Below are 14,966 nucleotides of genomic sequence, written 5' to 3' on the forward strand. Positions count from 1 at the left end.
CCTAAGCGCGAACGCTTAGGGGCTTTTTGCTTTCTATGAGGTGGAGAGTACTAAGAGGTGGAAAGTGAACGCTTGTTAGAAAGAAACGTTTACTTTCGCTTGGTAACGGCGGCCATCTAGCACCTTATCGTACGTCTCTTGATCGATTTTCTTATCGAATAGGTTGTAGATACCAGCGTAGAAGGTTACCGAGTCATTGGCTTTGTAGCTTAGACCTGTGTCCACTAGCGTGTAATCTGGCAGTTCTTCGGTCATGCTCACGCGGCTTAGACCTTGAGTGGTTTCACCGATGTAGTTGGCTTCACCCCAGATGTTTAGCTTCTCGGTGGCATCCCAAGACAGGTTGGTGTGCACACGGTGCTTAGGAATACGGTTCAGCGGCTGACCAGCAAATTGCCCCGATTTTTGTTCTGAATCGGTGAAGGTGTAACCCACATCCCATGCCAATGTTGGCAGCAGTTGCATACCAAATGAGGCTTCCACACCGCGAGTGTCCACTTCATCCACGTTCATACGTTGGCTGATAAAGTTGTAATCGTGACCTTGGAAGTTACAAGAGTCTGCGGCGCCATCAGGCGTTTCACAAATGCGTTCTTCGGTGATCTTGTCGTCAAACTGCGTGTAGAAAGCGGTGATTTCTGCTTTGGTACCTTGGTGGTCGGTCCAAGCCACACCGATCTCATGGCTTAAGCTCTTCTCGGCTTTTAGATCTTCACTACCGATAATGACCGCATTGCCGCCACGGCCACCCGTGGCTTGGCCCCAGCCTTCCGTTGCTTGACGTAGATCCGGTGAGCGGTAACCAGCGCTGACACCGCCTTTAATGGTAACGTTGTCTGTGGTTTGCCATACCGCGTACAGACGCGGTGTCACTTCGCTACCGTAGTTTTCATCTTCGTTGTAACGCAGACCACCCGTGATTGATAGGCTTTCAGTTAGGTAGTATTCGTCTTCGGCGAATAGGGCACCTTGCCAACGTTCGATTTCATTTAGACCACTTGGCAAGCTGTTGCCAGAATCACTCAGCGTTTGAGTTTCAAACTGACCGCCAACCGTCAAGGTATGCTGGTCGAAGAACAAGTGACTTTGGTGATTTAACACAGTGGATTCGTACTGCATATCACGGGTTTTGTTGTCGTTGTCTTCGTAGCTTAGGTAAGTCGTGTGTTTGCCATTCTCAGTGTTGATTTCATGAGTCACAGAGAAGTGATCACGCTGGTACTCTTGAGCGTTAACTGTGTTGGCATTACCGTTACGATCAAGAGCGTCAATTGAGTAGCCGGGGTTATTTGTACGTTCTTGGGTTTCTGTACCGGCTTCAAACTTGATCGACTGATCTTGGTTTAGCATCCAAGTCAATTTGCTGGTGATGTTTTGCATTTCTTGATCTGCGTAGCCGTCAATAATGCGGTCTTCATCACGCTCTGTAATTTGACCCATTACCTCAAGGCCCAATTTGTTATCCACTAATGGGCCGGCAGCGTAAAAGTCTGTAGCAATGCTGTTACCTGAAGCGTTGTCTTCTTGGATGGTAGTGCCCATGCCCAGTTGACCGTGCCACTCAGGCTGAACCTTCTTAGTGATCACGTTAATGACACCGCCCAGGGCATCTGAACCGTATAGTGAAGACATGGGACCACGGATCACCTCGATACGCTCAATCGCGGAAATCGGTGGTAGCCAGCCTTGTTCAATACCTGGGCCATCAGAGTTAGGACGAGTCTCACGGCTACCTTGGCGCTTACCATCGACCATGATCAAGGTGTATTTGCCTTCTAGACCACGCATGGTGATATCGGAAGAAGAGCCGCCACCAGTGACGAACACACCGGGTACCGCAGATAGTGCATCGGTTACATCGCGATAGTTCTTCTTCTGTAGCTCTTCAGCGTTCAATACGGTAATCGATGCCGCAGCATCTTGGGTCGCTTGTTCATAACCCGAAGCACTGACGACTAATTCATCCAAATTGACCGTGTCGGCGTGTGCGGTGTGAGCCAATGCAATGCTCGCGGCAACCAGAGAGAAAGAAAACTTACGCATGGTATGCAATATCCTTAAAAGTGAACGAAAAACGCAAAATTAAATGGTAATGTTTATCATTTGTATTCTGTCTGATTTGTGTAAGATTGTCCTGCGATGGCGCGTTGCATAAATGACAACGGCAATGACTCAGGAGAGCATATCTGTGTATGATTTAAACGATTTGAAAAGCTTTGTGTCTGTGGTGGAGACGGGCAACCTAAGCTCTAGTGCGAAGGAGTTAGGGGTATCAAAGTCGACTTTAAGTCGTCGTATCTCCCATCTTGAGGAGGTTATGCGCCAGCCTCTGATGCGCCGCCAAGCCAACCGTATGTTTGCTAACGACGCAGGTAAGGCGTTTTTACCTTTCGCTAAATCCATTTTAGATACTGTGTCTCGTGCCCATCGCACGGTGGACGATTTAAAAGAAACTGTTTCGGGCCATCTTAATGTTGGCGTCTTTACTGGGTTAAGTCGCTCTTGGGTGACGCAGGAGATTTTCCGTTATTTGGAAGCCTTTCCTGAGGTCAATGTGGATGTGCATACCCTGTCTACCTTTGATGATCTGCGTGAGCAAACCGATGTCGCAGTGTTTATGGGCGCCTTGAAGGACAGCAATTTTAAGTCTGAGTTACTAGGGGAGTTAAATTGCAGTGTCTACGCGCACCATAGTTTTCTTGCGGCACACAGCCCGATTGAATCGCCGCAGGATCTAGAGCAATACGAATGGGTCAATTTGCATAACTTCTATGCCAACGATGCCACCATTTCCTTGTTTCACGAAGAGCATGGTTACACCGAAGTGCCTATGCCACGATCGCGCTTAACCACGGATTTAATGGGCTTTCATTTGGATTGCATCGTCAATGGCCGTGGAGTAGGGATATTGCCAGATTATTTGGTGGCGATGCGTGAACGTCATCACCCAGGGGATCTAGTGAAGGTGTTACCTGAGTGGCAAGCTCCCAAACTGCCGCTGTATTTACTCTATGCCTACGGCCACTTACCAAAGCGCAGTCAGGTTCTGCTGACGCGTTTGAAGAAAGCTTACTCAGCCAGCCTATAACTGGCTGAGAGCGTTCATAATATCTATGCCAGAGCGGTTTGACGTTTGGCCTTAGAGTTTGCTTTTGAGCTGTCTGTTTGACCTGTATGGTTGGCGTCGGTACGACTGCGACGTACGTTAATTAAGATCGGCGCCCCCGTGTGCGGGTCGTCCAGTAGATCACATTGTACCCCGTACAGATTATCTAGAATCTCAGGGGTAATCACCGCCTTAGGTGTTCCTTCCGCGACAATCTTGCCGCCCTTCATGGCGATCAAATGATCGGAGTAACGTGCTGCCATGGCCAAGTCATGCACTACCATAACGATGGTTTTTCCTGCCGCTGACAGTTCTCGAATCAGATCAAACACTTCAATCTGGTGCCCCAAATCCAGCGCTGACGTCGGCTCATCCAGCAGCAGTAGCGGTGTTTCTTGAGCGATCGACATGGCAATCCACGCACGCTGGCGCTGGCCACCAGATAGGGTATCAAGTAAACGGTCGCCCAAATCCTCTAAGTTGGCTGAACGCAGCGCAAATTCAATCGCCGTTTTATCATCCATGCCCCATTGCTTAAAAAAGCTTTGATGGGGGTGGCGGCCAAAGCGAATCAATTCACGCACAGTAATGCCATCCGGAGCGGAAGTTTCTTGAGGTAAGAGCGCCAATTTGCGCGCCACTTCTCGTGGTGGCAGCTTATGAATGTCGTCGCCTTGCAGCACGATTTGGCCTTTGCTTGGGTGATGCACACGCGATAAACCATTCAATAGTGTGGATTTACCGCAGCCATTCGGGCCGACGATGGCGGTCACCTTGCCAGCAGGGAATTGGACACTTAAGTCTTCAATAATGGTGTGATCCGAATGCTTTAAGGTAATCGAATTTGTGCCTAATGGCGCTTGAGTGAATTGACTCATAATGAGCTCCGCTTAGGTTTGCGAATCAGAATCCAAAGTAGGTAAGGGCCGCCCACGACGGCCGTGATAACCCCCACCGGAATTTCAATTGGGCTTAATAGAGTACGGCCCGCTAGGTCTGCTAAGACCATGACGATGGCGCCACAGATAGCGCTTGAGAGCAGTGGCAAGCCTTTATGGCGGGCAAAGGTGCGCGCCATTTCTGGTCCCACCAAGGCCACTAAGCCGACGGGGCCGGCCATGGCGACGGCAAAGCCGGTTAAGATCACGGCAATGACCACCGCGGCAAAACGCAGTCGATTTGGCGTGTGTCCAAGTGCGGTAATCACTGAATCCGAAAAGGCCATCAACTGAAAGCGGTAGCACAGTGCCATGCTCAGCAGTACGCCGACTAGAGTGATCAAGCCCATCACTGGGATTTGTTCTTCCGGACGGCCAGAAAGGCTTCCCACTGTCCAAGGGTAGGCTTCATTCGCGGTGTCGATATGTACTTGGGTCAGCAGTAACTGGGAGACGGCGGCAGACACGGAACCAATGGCCAAGCCTGCAACGATAAAACGATAACCTCGAGTCCCGCTGCCACCACCGATAATAAAGGCTAGGGCTGTTGCGGTGGCCGCGCCGGTTAAGGCCATGGTCGAAGGCGCAAAGCTGATGCCAACGCCAACGACTGAAGCCACGGCAAACGCCATGGCGGCATTGTCGATACCGATAATGCCGGGGGTGGCGAGACGGTTGCGAGCCACGGTTTGCATCAAGCAACCGGCAATACTAAAGGCCGCACCTGTGTACCCCCCAGCCAGCAAACGGTTGAGACGTAATTCATTGATCACAAATTGCGTCATGGTGTCGCCTTGACCAAACAGCGCAAGCACCACCTCTTTTGGAGCAACCGATAAGGTGCCTATGCCTAGGCTGACGATACCGATCACAATCAGGGCAAGACTTAATAAGACATTGCGCTTAAGCGCCTGCTTATCAAGCAGTAGGGTACGTTGGCCAACGCTCAATAGCCAATGGCCGACGGGAGCCGTCAAACGTGGCACAGAAGCATCTGAAACAGACATAAATAAATTCTCCTAAGCCAATGTCGGTAAGCGCTTAGCGCGTACAATCAGCATTAACACTGGCGCGCCAACGATCGCCGTGAGCACGCCCAGCGGCATTTCCGCTGGCTGAGCAATCACCCGAGTGAGGATGTCGGCACTGATGATCATCAAAGGACCAATCGGCAAACACATGATCATGGTGCGACGAATGTCGGGACCCACTAAAGCACGTGCGGCAAAGGGCACCACTAAGCCGACAAACATAATCGGACCTGCAATGGCGGTTGCGGAACCGGTTAGCAACGCCACCGCTAGCATCACTAGGTAGCGAATTACTCGAGGATTATGACCCAGACCGAGGGCCACCTTTTCCCCCAATGCCATGGAGGCTAGCGGGCGCGACACATAAAGCGTCAGCAGGGCGGCGGCAATAAAATAAGGCATGACGGTAAACAGGCTATCTAAGGAACGGCCTGCGACACTGCCGGTGACCCAGAAGCGAATCTCATCGGCGGCACGTTGATCGTACATCAGCAAAATAGAGGTAAGCGCTGTGAGCAGTGAACTCAGTGCGGCCCCCGCCAAGACCAAGCGCACAGGGTCTCTGAATTGGCCTTGCAAACGGGCGGCTGCCATGACGAAAAAGCAACCGACCAGCGCGCCGATTTGCGCGACACCGGCAGACAGGGTCGCGGCACTGGCTCCCAGTAATAGAGCCATGGCGACGGCAAATGAAGCGCCAGCGCTGACGCCCAACAAGCCCGGTTCCGCCAGAGGGTTGCGCGCGACTGCTTGCATCAGTGCGCCTGCGACGCCCAAGGCCATGCCGACCACTAACGCCACTAACGTGCGTGGAAAACGTAATTCGGACACAATAAAAGCGGCTTCATCGGAGCCTTGTCCGAGCAGCACCTGCCAAGATTGCGCCATATCGATACTGCCAGCACCGATCAGCAAGGAAATGACTATGCTGGCAATGAGTGCGCTACAGACTAGGGTAAAACAAACGACTAAAGGGCGCTGTGAAGGCGCCCTTTGAAAAAACTGAACCGGATGGAACATTAGTGTTATTTTTCCAGTAACTGTTCGATGTCATCCAGTACGACTTGTGCCGCCAACGGGCCATTCGTACTGGTCCAAACCTGACCGTCTACTGTCTGAACGTGATTACTTTGCACTACGTTTAGGCGGGAGAAAGCGCTGGATTGCTTGGCAGCATCGAAGGCTTCTTGACCATCTTTATTCAAGGTCGCCATGATCAGCCAGTCATGGTCAATGACACCAATGTTCTCAAGGCTAAGAATGCTTGAGTGTGGACGACCTTCTTTTAACAAACCGCCATCTTGTGGGGCAAAGCCGGTTTGTGCCAATAGGCTACCAGCAAATAGGTCTTTCGACATTACCATAGGACCTTGTGGCATCCAGCGCGCGATATACACTTGGCGCTGATCCGCTGGAATTTGCTGCTCCACTTTGGCTTTAATCTCAGCAGCACGGGCATCCACGGCGGCCATGGCTTTTTCTACTTCTGCAGTTTTACCCGTGGCTTTGCCAAATAGGGCTGCTTCTTTACGCCATGCATTCGGGGTGTCAAAGCTCCATTCCGGCACAATCGTTGGAGCGATTTTTGAAAGGATCAAATACTGCTCTTTAGATAGGGCATTGGACGCTAGGATCACATCCGGCTGCTCTTTGATCACCGCTTCAAGGTTCGTTTCACGTGCCGTGCCCACGATATGAATGTTCGGTTGGCGCTTCGCAAGGTAATCGGAAACCGTTTCACTGCCACGGGTCGCGACGGAACCTGCCACAGGGAAGTTAATGGCAGACATCACATCAAGTGCGCCTTCGTGCAAGGTCACGACGGTTTTGACATCGTCTTTCACAGTAACCGGACCGTATTTAGTCTCCACTGTTACATCAGCAAACACACTGTTGGCGAACAGAGCCACGGCCGAAGCGGCAGTGCCTAGCATTACACGACGCATAAAAGACATGCTGTCTCCTTAAATAAAAATGAATCAACGGACTGAATGATAATGTTTCTTATTAATCTTTAGTATCCTGTTGCACTGGATTTACGCAGTTTTACCTTCAATGGTGCGTTGCAGGATTTGCAACGGAAAAGAGGGAACTTAGCTGGGTTGCGTGGAATGTAATATTTTGTAGCTTTCGGGTTTTAGCGTAACTTTCTGTTAAAGTGTCTAAAAAGTAGGCCGTTAACACGGTGGAGCAATACTCGGATGTACCGCTCATTAATCGTTCAAAAGGCAGGATGCCAAACTAAGAGGTCTGACTATGAACAGTGTCACTAGTGCTGGTTCGTCGTACGGTATGGAAGCGTTGAGTGCAAAAATGGCTAAAAATCAGCAGGAAGCTCAGGGGCAACAATCTCTACAGTTACTTGCGAGTGCAGCGACTTCGACTCAACAGATTCAATCCAGCGCCCCTGCGACTGGCAACCTTGGACAAAACATCAATATCAAAGTCTAATTTGATTGAGATGTTAAAAGCCGCCCGCATCATGCGTGAGCGGCTTTTTGTTTTATAAAAAGTAGGGAAAAGACTTATAGCGTCGGTGCTAAGACAGTTTTGGCGGGCTCACCGGGAATTTCTTTGGCGAGTTTCGGCATTAAATAGCCTGGCAATTTCTGTGCGACTTGCCCCATCAGTTGCTGTGCTTCGCTAATCGAGATATCAAAGTGGGCACCGCCTTCGATCGGATCAAAGGTAAACATATAGTAGGGTAAGATGCCCGCATCAAATAAGGCTTCGCTTAACGCCACTTGTGCGTCGACTGAGTCATTCACACCTTTTAATAGCACGCCCTGATTCAATACCGTGACGCCAGCTTGCTTTAACAGAGCGACTTTGTCGGCAATGGTCTGATCAATCTCATTGGCATGATTACTGTGCAGCACCAACACCACATCTAAACGACTGGCAGACACCCATTCGAGCAGCTCGTCATTGATACGGCTAGGAATCACCACCGGTAAACGCGAATGAATGCGCAGACGTTTTAACTGCGGCAGAGCGTTTAAGCGAGCGATGTGCTGCTTAAGTTGGCTGTCCTTTAGCATCAAAGGATCGCCACCACTTAAGATGACTTCATTTACTTCTGGATGATCTTTTAAGTAATCGATCACACTGTCCCACTCTTTTTGTGCCAGCTGGTTATCCCCATAAGGGAAATGGCGACGAAAGCAATAGCGGCAGTTCACCGCACAGGTGCCAGTGGTGATCACCAAAATACGACGCTCGTATTTATGCACGATGGCCTTTTGCGGATTGTGATTGCCTTCATCCAGCGGGTCTTTGCTGTAGCCGGCAACTGGCAGCATTTCGATATCATCGGCCAGCACTTGTTTTAACAGTGGGTCGTTGGCGTTACCGAATTCCATACGCGAAACGAAAGGTCGTGGCACCAGCATTTTAAAAGACGCCATGGCTTTTTGGGCGTCGGGTAAGTCCTGCTCGGTGAGGCCAATTAAAGGCCATAGTTCGGCTGGAGATTTAATTGCTTGGGCTAGTTCAGTGGACCAATGAATGTCGGTCGCATTTTGAATCGGGATCACGTCAAATATCTGCAAAATTAAGTTAAATTGGGTTATTATGGCCGCCAATCTTTGGCCCAATGGCCTCCGCTCTTGTGAGTCTCGCACAATTATTTCGCGATGAACTCCTGTGAACATCTTGTTCGTTCAGAGCTTTTTATCTAAATCATGACATTGTGAGGATTTATGGCGAGTTATTCTACCAGCGAAATGCGCGGCGGTACTAAAGTAATGGTTGATGGTGAGCCTTGTGCTGTACTAGACAACGAACACGTTAAGCCGGGTAAAGGTCAGGCGTTTAACCGCATTAAGCTGCGTAACCTAAAAACTGGTCGTGTTTGGGAACGTACGTTTAAATCTGGCGACAGCTTAGAAGGCGCGGATGTAATGGATACCGATATGGAATATCTATACACAGACGGCGAATTCTACCACTTCATGGCGACTGACGGCTCATTTGAGCAGCACGCAGCTGACGTTGCGGCCGTAGGTGACTGTGCTAAATGGTTGAAAGAGCAAGAGAAATACGTTGTAACACTTTACAACGGCGCACCTCTAGCAGTAGCACCACCAAACTTCATCGAGCTTGAAGTAACGGAAACAGATCCTGGTGTGAAAGGCGATACAGCGAACGGTGGTTCTAAGCCAGCAACACTTGCGACTGGCGCTGTGGTACGTGTACCTCTATTCATCAACATTGGTGAAGTACTACGTATCGATACTCGTACGGGTGAGTACGTGTCTCGCGCAACGGGTAAGTAATTACCTTTTGAAAGAAGCCCCCAGCCGCAAGGTGTGGGGGCTTTTTTTTGTGTTTGAGAGCTGTGTTTAAAAGAAGATCGTAACTATGTATTCAAAAGACGTTTGGCAACCAACCGCTGATCTAAGTGCGTTGAAATTTCGCGCCGAGGTGTTTCATAAAATTCGCGCGTTCTTTTATCAGCGTGAGGTGTTAGAAGTGGACACTCCGTGTTTGTCGCTTGGTAGCATCAGTGACCCCCATATTGAAGTGCTGACCAGTCACACGCGCACATTGGGGCAGGATGTGACTTATTACCTACAGACGTCTCCTGAATACGCTATGAAGCGTCTATTGGCTGCTGGTGCGCCAAGTATTTACCAATTAGGTAAAGTCTTTCGTGCCGAAGAGATCGGTCGTCGTCATGGCATCGAATTCACCATGTTGGAGTGGTATCGCTTAGGCTTTGATCATTGGCAATTAATGGCAGAAATGGACGAGCTGCTATCTGAGCTAATGGGGCAATCGATTGTCTCAGAACGTCTTAGTTATGCGGCTGCCTTTGAGCGTCATGTGGGCTTAAATCCATTTAGCGCTAGCCTTGACGAACTTCAACAAGTTTGCCATCAGCATAGCGAATACGGTCTGGAAGAAGAGGATCGTGACACTCTGCTAGAGTTGTTATTTGCCACCTTGGTTGAGCCAAATATCGGCCAAGACGTACCCTGTTTTATCCATGCGTATCCAGCTTCCCAAGCGGCGTTAGCGAAACAGCAGCAGGATGAACAAGGGTATGCCACTGCAGCACGCTTTGAATGGTATTGGCAGGGTATGGAGCTGGCTAACGGTTACTATGAGCTAACCGATGCCGCCGAACAGCAGCAACGTATGCAAGCTGAAATGGCCGAGCGCGCGGCGAATGGTCAAGTGTGGCGCCAAGCGGATGAGCGTTTGATCAGTGCCATCGAGCAGGGCTTACCAGAGTGTGCTGGCGTAGCGCTAGGGGTCGATCGTCTGCTAATGTTATTGCAAAACAAACCTCATATTGATTGGGTTGTGCCATTCGCCGGAGCCCATGCCTAACGGCTATCAGACCATAATAAGAGACCGCCATGTCCCCTTTGTTAGCAAGAGTGAGTGATTTTTTAAGGCCTAAGCAATCCCTTGCCAATCCAAAGCGCTTTGCTTGGCTGTACGTGGCGGTGTTTTTTATCTGCTTGCTGACCCTTTGGCGTGGTGGCGATGCGCTCAAGCAACAGCAAACCGAAGATCTGGCGACCGATACGCTCGAACAGCTGAATCAATTGGCCAGCGTGGTGGAAAGTGCCATCGCTAAATACCAACATATGCCGACCCTGCTGGCTTCCAACGACCGAGTGCGCAAGGCCTTGCGCGACGGTTTACCTTCCGATATTAATCAGCTCAACCGCGAGTTAGAGCAAATCAACCGTATTACCGAAGCTTCTGACAGCTACATTATCGATATGAACGGCAATACCATCGCCGCCTCCAACTATCGTTCGAGCACCTCTTTTGTGGGGGGGAACTTTGCCTTTCGTCCCTATTTTCAAGATGCCATTAAGGGCAAGCCGGGGCGTTATTACGCCCTAGGCACCACTTCAAATCGTCGTGGCTATTACTTTTCCTATCCGGTATTTGAAGGTGATAGTGTCATCGGCGTGGCGGTGGTGAAAGTCGATCTGACCCAATTTGAAAAGCGCTTTAATAACCAAGCCTATGACTTCTTAATGCTGGATCCTGATGGGGTGGTGTTTAGTTCTTCCCGCTCCCAATGGCTGTATAAAGTTATGGGAGAATTGTCCCACGAAGAGCTGACCCGTATTGCCGAATCCCAGCGCTACTTCGATCAAGCCATTGAAACCTTACCCATCGTGTCGCGCCGGAAGTTTGATGAGCGTGCCAGTGTCATTGAAATGCTAGATCAGGTGACCGATAACTTGGGCAATGACGTGGTTGATCGGCATCGCTATCTGGCCATGAGTCGCCGGATTCAGATGCTTGATTTCCAAGTGGCGATTTTTGTGCCGCTGACCGCCATTGAAGAGCAAATTGCCCTATGGCGCGCCATTTTTGCAGGGGGGATCACCATCACCATGCTGGTGTTTGGTTTGGCGCATTTGCGTTCGCGCATGTTGCAAGAACGTTCCGACGCCATTGAAATGGCGCGTCATAACCAAGCCTATATTCGCGAAGTAATTCAACATACTCAAGCAGGTCTGGTCACCCTCGATGGTCATTATCGTATTGAGGCGTTAAACCCCGCCGTAGAAAAGTTAGCCGCCCGTTCCTTATCCAGCTTGATTGGCAAGCCGCTATCGGCTTTGTTTCATGTTTCGGAGCGGGACGCCGAGCGCTGGCAGCACGCCTTGTCCAGCGAAGTGGATGCGGAGCGAGAGCCGCTGCGGTTGACCACGGTAGAAGGCAAATTCCAAGTGGAAGGCGGGGACCAAGACGTGGCGCTTGAGGCAACCCTGTGTGAACTGCAATTGCCTAACCGTCGCAGTCATTTGGTGACCTTCCATGATATGACCGAGCGTAAACGCTACGAGCAGGAAATTACCGATGCCCGCCATGCTCTAGAAATTAGGGTGAAAGAGCGAACCTCTGAATTAGAGCAAGCCAACCAGCGTTTACGTCATGAAATCGGTGAGCACAAGGCGACGCAACAGGAGTTAATCCAAACCGCAAAACTGGCTGTCTTAGGTCAGCTCAGCGCTGGCTTAAATCATGAATTAAATCAACCGCTTACTGCAATTCGAGCGTTTGCCGATAATGGCTTAAAGTTCCTTGAGCGGGAAAAATTTGAACAGACGAAAAGCAACCTACAGCACATCAGTCAGCTCGGTCATCATATGGGTGACATCATTGCCCGCTTTAAAGTGTTTGCCCGCAAAGGCAATGTGGTGCATACCCCGATCGACGTGCAGTCGGCGATCAAGGGGGCGATGAAAATTATGCAGCCGCGCTTCAAAGAAACCAATATTCAGGTTGAGGTGCCCAACGATGTGCAGGCGGTGGTACTGGCCGATATGGTGTTTTTGGAGCAGGTGTTGGTGAATCTTCTGGCCAATGCTTGTGATGCCATTGTCGAGCAGAACGGTGAGCAAAAGCAGATCCAAGTACGGGTGCAGCAACTTAAGAATCGAGTGCACATCTATGTGCGTGACAGCGGTACTGGCTTGTCCGCCGATGCGCTGGAGCATTTGTTTGAACCCTTCTATACCTCAAAAAGTAGCGGCACCGGACTCGGCCTAGGCTTGTCCATCAGTCAGCGTATTATGGATGCCATGAATGGCGATCTTAGTGCCCAGAATCATCCGCAAGGTGGCGCTGAGTTTTGTGTTACTCTAAACGCCTTTGAGCTAGATAAAGAATAAGGACTCAGCCATGTCTGAATTGGATCGCGTCATTGTCATTGATGATGAACAGTCGGTGCGTATGGCCATCTCGCAAACCCTACAGTTAGAAGATTTTGACGTATTGGAATTTGGTTCCGCGCAAGGGGTCACCGAGCAATTATCTATTGATTGGCCAGGCGTGATCGTCAGCGATATTAACTTGCCGGGTACGAATGGCTTGGAGTTGTTTGAGCAAGTCAAAAAGATCGATGCTGAGATTCCCTTTATTTTGATTACCGGACATGGCGACATCAGCATGGCGGTAAACGCTATTCGCGATGGCGCTTATGACTTTATCGAAAAGCCGTTCTCGAACGATGACTTTATTGAGGTGGTACGCCGCGCCAGTGAAAAGCGTCGCTTGACGCTGGAAAACCGTTTCTTGCGTTTGGAACTGGCGGCACACAATGCCCCAGGACCACGCATTATTGGCAATACACCGGGCATTCACCGACTGCGTCAGGCGTTATTGCATGTGGCGGACACGGGAGCGGATATCTTAATTCAAGGGGAAACCGGCACCGGTAAAGAAATGGTGGCGCGTTTTATCCATGAACACAGTTCTCGCCGCGGTAAGCCGTTTGTAGCGATCAACTGTGGTGCGGTGCCGGATTCGATTATGGAATCAGAGCTATTTGGCCATGAGAAGGGCGCCTTTACCGATGCCAAGACACAGCGTATCGGTAAGATCGAGCACTCTAACGGCGGCACCTTGTTCCTCGATGAAATCGAGAGCATGCCCATGTCGATGCAAATTCGTCTGCTACGAGTACTAGAGGAGCGCAAAGTCGAACGTTTGGGATCGAACAAGGGCGTGGATTTGGATTTGCGTATCTTGGCTGCTACCAAGGTCGATCTAAAAGAGCTGAGTGAAACCGGCACCTTCCGTGAAGACTTGTACTACCGTTTAAACGTGGTGCGTGTGGATATCCCGCCACTGCGCGATCGTAAGGACGATATTCCGTTACTCTGGCAGCACTTCTGTTTGGTGGCGACGGCGCAGTACAAACGTGAATCCGAGCAACTGTCGGCGGAGCGCATGCACAGTTTAATGACTTACGATTGGCCGGGGAACGTGCGTGAGCTGCGTAACCTTGCCGAGCGTTATGTATTGATGGGCGAGGCCGGTTCGTTTGAATTTGATCAGATCATTACTAATGAAACCAACCCAGGTTTTATGACCTTGCCAGAGCAGATGGAACGTTTTGAAAAAACGCTTTTAGAGCAAGAATTAATGCGTCAAAAAGGCTCCATCAAAGATACTATGGATGCACTCGGCCTGCCGCGTAAAACCTTGTACGACAAAATGCGTAAGTACGGTCTCGATAAAGACTTATACAAGTCGTAATTCAATTTCTTCTCTGCGCTATTAGAAATCATCTCTCCATCCAATCCCGTTGAAGGAACGTGCTAGCATTAGCCTTCCTTCAACATAGGGTGCTGTTGTGCTTGAATTCTTCTTAAATGGCCTGTCGCCAATGATCTTTTGGCTGTTAGTGATAACCGCCGGTTTTACTTCGTTATTTACAGCAAGCTTCGGTGCTGGCGGCGGTGTCATGCTGCTTGGTGTGATGGCTCAAGTGCTACCGCCGCAAGTGATTATCCCACTACACGGTGTGGCGCAGTTGGGCTCCAACGCGGGCCGTGCCGCCATGAGCTGGCGTCATATTGATTGGCGCTTGATTGGCTTGTTTCTCCCTGGAGCGATTGTCGGCGCGTTAATCGGTCAGTTTGTGCTCGTCGCACTGCCTGCGGATGTGATGTATTTCTCTATTGCCTGTTTTATTTTGTTCCTGTGCTGGGGACCTAAGTTACCCAAACTGGTGCTGGGCAAATTTGGCACCATGCTCGCGGGTGGGATTACAACGTTTTTAACCTTATTCGTCGGTGCTACGGGACCTTTGGTGGCAGCCTTTATCAAGCAAGTGTTTGTTGATCGTTTTCGTACCGTGGCCACGTTTGCTACGGCCATGTCTTTGCAGCATGTGTTGAAAATCGTGGTGTTTGAACAAGCGGGCTTCCCGATCGGCTCGTGGTTACCTTTGCTGGTTTGTATGGTCATCAGTGGTGCCATCGGTACTTGGATTGGCTTAAAAGTCTTAAAGAAAATGCCCGACCGCCATTTTCATCGTATCTTTAATATCATCCTGACCTTACTGGCGGTGCGTTTGATCTGGCAGGGCTTATCTTCTTAAAACTGAGTGAAATGTGATTTTTG

Annotated in this window: 13 protein-coding genes; 7 read left to right on the top strand and 6 right to left on the bottom strand. The window is 50.1% G+C overall.

The genetic code is table 11. From position 1 onward, the window contains the following. Positions 1-75: 75 nt before the first annotated feature. Positions 76-2,043 (bottom strand): TonB-dependent receptor domain-containing protein, encoded by a 1,968-nt coding sequence (locus ACOSVP_RS11285; RefSeq protein WP_487347609.1) that lies wholly within the window; start codon positions 2,041-2,043, stop codon positions 76-78. Positions 2,044-2,188: 145 nt separating this feature from the next. On the opposite strand from ACOSVP_RS11285, the gene ACOSVP_RS11290 reads away from it, so the two are divergent. Continuing rightward, a complete protein-coding gene (locus ACOSVP_RS11290; RefSeq protein ID WP_487347610.1) occupies positions 2,189-3,088 on the top strand; it encodes a LysR family transcriptional regulator in 900 nt (299 codons plus the stop codon). Between the two features lie 23 nt (positions 3,089-3,111). Here ACOSVP_RS11290 and ACOSVP_RS11295 read toward each other — a convergent pair whose 3' ends face one another. From ACOSVP_RS11295 to ACOSVP_RS11310, 4 genes are read right to left on the bottom strand one after another with little or no spacing between them, the layout of a single operon-like run. After that, complete coding sequence (locus ACOSVP_RS11295; RefSeq protein ID WP_487347611.1) at positions 3,112-3,984, bottom strand: ABC transporter ATP-binding protein; 873 nt, start codon at positions 3,982-3,984, stop codon at positions 3,112-3,114. After that, positions 3,981-5,051 carry a FecCD family ABC transporter permease gene (locus ACOSVP_RS11300; protein ID WP_487347612.1) on the bottom strand — a complete coding sequence of 357 codons (1,071 nt, stop codon included), beginning with the start codon at positions 5,049-5,051 and terminating at the stop codon, positions 3,981-3,983. Before ACOSVP_RS11300 ends, ACOSVP_RS11295 begins: the two co-directional genes overlap by 4 nt. A 12-nt stretch (positions 5,052-5,063) precedes the next feature. Beyond that, positions 5,064-6,095, bottom strand: a complete 1,032-nt coding sequence (locus tag ACOSVP_RS11305) for a FecCD family ABC transporter permease (RefSeq protein ID WP_487347613.1) — start codon at positions 6,093-6,095, stop codon at positions 5,064-5,066. Positions 6,096-6,100: 5 nt separating this feature from the next. Beyond that, positions 6,101-7,030: an ABC transporter substrate-binding protein gene (locus ACOSVP_RS11310; protein ID WP_487347614.1), complete on the bottom strand. Its 930-nt coding sequence runs from the start codon at positions 7,028-7,030 to the stop codon at positions 6,101-6,103. Positions 7,031-7,331: 301 nt separating this feature from the next. On the opposite strand from ACOSVP_RS11310, the gene ACOSVP_RS11315 reads away from it, so the two are divergent. After that, positions 7,332-7,526, top strand: coding sequence for a hypothetical protein (locus tag ACOSVP_RS11315; protein WP_487347615.1), 195 nt, complete (start codon positions 7,332-7,334; stop codon positions 7,524-7,526). Positions 7,527-7,600: 74 nt separating this feature from the next. Here ACOSVP_RS11315 and epmB read toward each other — a convergent pair whose 3' ends face one another. Beyond that, positions 7,601-8,611: an EF-P beta-lysylation protein EpmB gene (epmB, locus tag ACOSVP_RS11320; protein ID WP_487347616.1), complete on the bottom strand. Its 1,011-nt coding sequence runs from the start codon at positions 8,609-8,611 to the stop codon at positions 7,601-7,603. A gap of 165 nt (positions 8,612-8,776) precedes the next feature. Here epmB and efp point away from each other — a divergent pair, with 165 nt between their 5' ends. The 5 genes from efp (at position 8,777) to ACOSVP_RS11345 (ending at position 14,943) form a co-directional block, all read left to right on the top strand. Next, the gene (gene efp / locus ACOSVP_RS11325) at positions 8,777-9,352 is read left to right on the top strand and encodes an elongation factor P (RefSeq protein WP_417552598.1); all 576 of its coding nucleotides are present in this window, start codon (positions 8,777-8,779) and stop codon (positions 9,350-9,352) included. An 85-nt stretch (positions 9,353-9,437) separates the two neighbouring features. Continuing rightward, a complete protein-coding gene (epmA, locus tag ACOSVP_RS11330; RefSeq protein WP_487347617.1) occupies positions 9,438-10,412 on the top strand; it encodes an EF-P lysine aminoacylase EpmA in 975 nt (324 codons plus the stop codon). 29 nt (positions 10,413-10,441) lie between these two features. Beyond that, the gene (locus ACOSVP_RS11335; RefSeq protein WP_487347618.1) at positions 10,442-12,727 is read left to right on the top strand and encodes an ATP-binding protein; all 2,286 of its coding nucleotides are present in this window, start codon (positions 10,442-10,444) and stop codon (positions 12,725-12,727) included. Between the two features lie 10 nt (positions 12,728-12,737). Then, a complete protein-coding gene (locus tag ACOSVP_RS11340; protein ID WP_487347619.1) occupies positions 12,738-14,096 on the top strand; it encodes a sigma-54-dependent transcriptional regulator in 1,359 nt (452 codons plus the stop codon). 97 nt (positions 14,097-14,193) lie between these two features. Next, entirely contained in the window at positions 14,194-14,943 is a 750-nt protein-coding gene (locus ACOSVP_RS11345; RefSeq protein ID WP_487347620.1) for a sulfite exporter TauE/SafE family protein, read from the top strand. The last annotated feature ends 23 nt before the right edge of the window (positions 14,944-14,966 follow it).

The sequence above is a fragment of the Marinomonas sp. HM11-D genome, assembly GCF_057626615.1.